General features: G+C 28.6%; 1 protein-coding gene. It reads left to right on the top strand.

Annotated elements, in window-relative coordinates:
- Positions 1–345 precede the first annotated feature (345 nt).
- Positions 346–1680, top strand: coding sequence for a ligand-binding sensor domain-containing protein (locus RCH18_RS16040; protein WP_326937783.1), 1335 nt, complete (start codon positions 346–348; stop codon positions 1678–1680).
- Positions 1681–1726 lie beyond the last annotated feature (46 nt).

The raw sequence follows: 1726 nt of genomic DNA, 5'->3' as shown, positions 1-1726 counted from the left end.
GGGTTCTATTTTGAAAATCACGATTTAAAGGCAATAAAGTCAATGGAATTAAGGAAATTTATTTAGTCCTAAAACGTTTAGGACAGGATTGTTTTCAGATATCAAAACGGCTTGTGTTTTACTAAATAAAGTACCTTGTGATACTAATTACATTTTCAGAAAAGGTATTTTCAATTGGTTTTGCAGCATTAAGATATAGTTTCGAAAAATATTTTTTAATCAATAAATATTATTCCATTATTTGGATTAGACGGTCTAATTAGCGTCCGTACAAATATTGAGTATTTATTACTAATTTTTAAAAGAATGTAAGATCTATTAATATATTTTAAAACAGCCATCAAATTGAAGTCTAAAAACTTATTTATCACTTTTGCTTTGTGTATTGTTTTAGGTTGTTCTAAAAATTCTAAGCATATTAATAATTTAGATCCTACTTTACAATTACAATCAGATCAAATAGATAGCGGTTCTACAAACCAATTATCAAATTCTCTAGATCAGACAGATTTAAATTATTCTACTGAACAGTTAGATAATACTAAAGGTCTTTCAAATAGTTCTGTTAATACTATATTTCAAGATTCTCAAAATTTACTATGGATTGGAACTTGGGATGGCCTCAATAGGTATGACGGAAATAACTTTAAAATATATAGACCAGAATTAAACAATGAAAATAGCTTAACGAATCAAGTAATCTTGAAAATAGATGAAGATCACTTGGGTTATATCTGGATACTAACAATGCACGGAATTAATCGATACGACAAAAAAGTCGATTTATTTAAAAGATATTATTTTACTAAGAAAAATAATCGCCCACTATCAGAGTCTGAATTTAATATTGCAATCAATCCAGCAAAAAAAGTGTATTGCGCTGTAAAAAATTGGGGAATTGGTTACTATAATGGTCAAAATTTTATTCAATTAAGGACCGAAAATCTTCCTAAAAAGGCAGTTAAAAAAATGGAGTTTGCTTCGAGTGACAAATTAATCCTAATGTATGATGATAATACACTTTACGCACTAGATGTACCACCTTCAAATAAAAATAAAAATCACATTATAAAAGCTAAACTATTATCAAGTGGTGTGCAATCCTTTGAAATTGTGTCTAAAGATAAAATTGGTATGGTGTCTAATGATGGTATAGCCAGTTTTTATTCACTTATAAATAATGCCAGACAAATTATTAATATTGGCATAGTAGAATCTTTGATAGGTAAAGTTGCTGATGGTTTAGTTTTCGCAGCTAAAAGGAATAATATCATCATAAACAATTTGGGAAAGATAGTGTCAAAGCCGTGGTTAAAAAATGTGCAAAGTCAAAAAACAACTACTTTATATCAGGGAAGTGAAAACATAATTTGGACTGGTACAGATGGAGATGGTTTATTCAAAATATATCCTTTAAAAAAAGCTTTTAATCTAATATCTAAACTAAAAGTTCCGGAACTTGATGGAGGAATTGTTAGATCATTCGTTGAAATAAAAGGAAATTCTTTTTGGGTTGGAACAAAAGGAAAAGGACTTTTTAAATTTTCTGATGACTTTTATCAAAAGCCCGAAAGTGAATTGCAATATTCTATTTATAATGAATACAACAGCGGGATTAACAATGCGGTTTTTATGCTGCTCCCCAAAAAACGTACAACTTTTTGTGTGAATTTAAGATAGGATTAAAAACCTTAAATTAGCAGAATTATGTCAAGAACAAGAAGAG

Origin of the sequence: Flavobacterium sp. PL11, assembly GCF_035985025.1 — a bacterium.
GTDB lineage: Bacteria > Bacteroidota > Bacteroidia > Flavobacteriales > Flavobacteriaceae > Flavobacterium.
The sequence above is the reverse complement of the archived record's forward strand: the minus strand, read 5'-3'. Positions and strand labels throughout refer to the sequence as shown.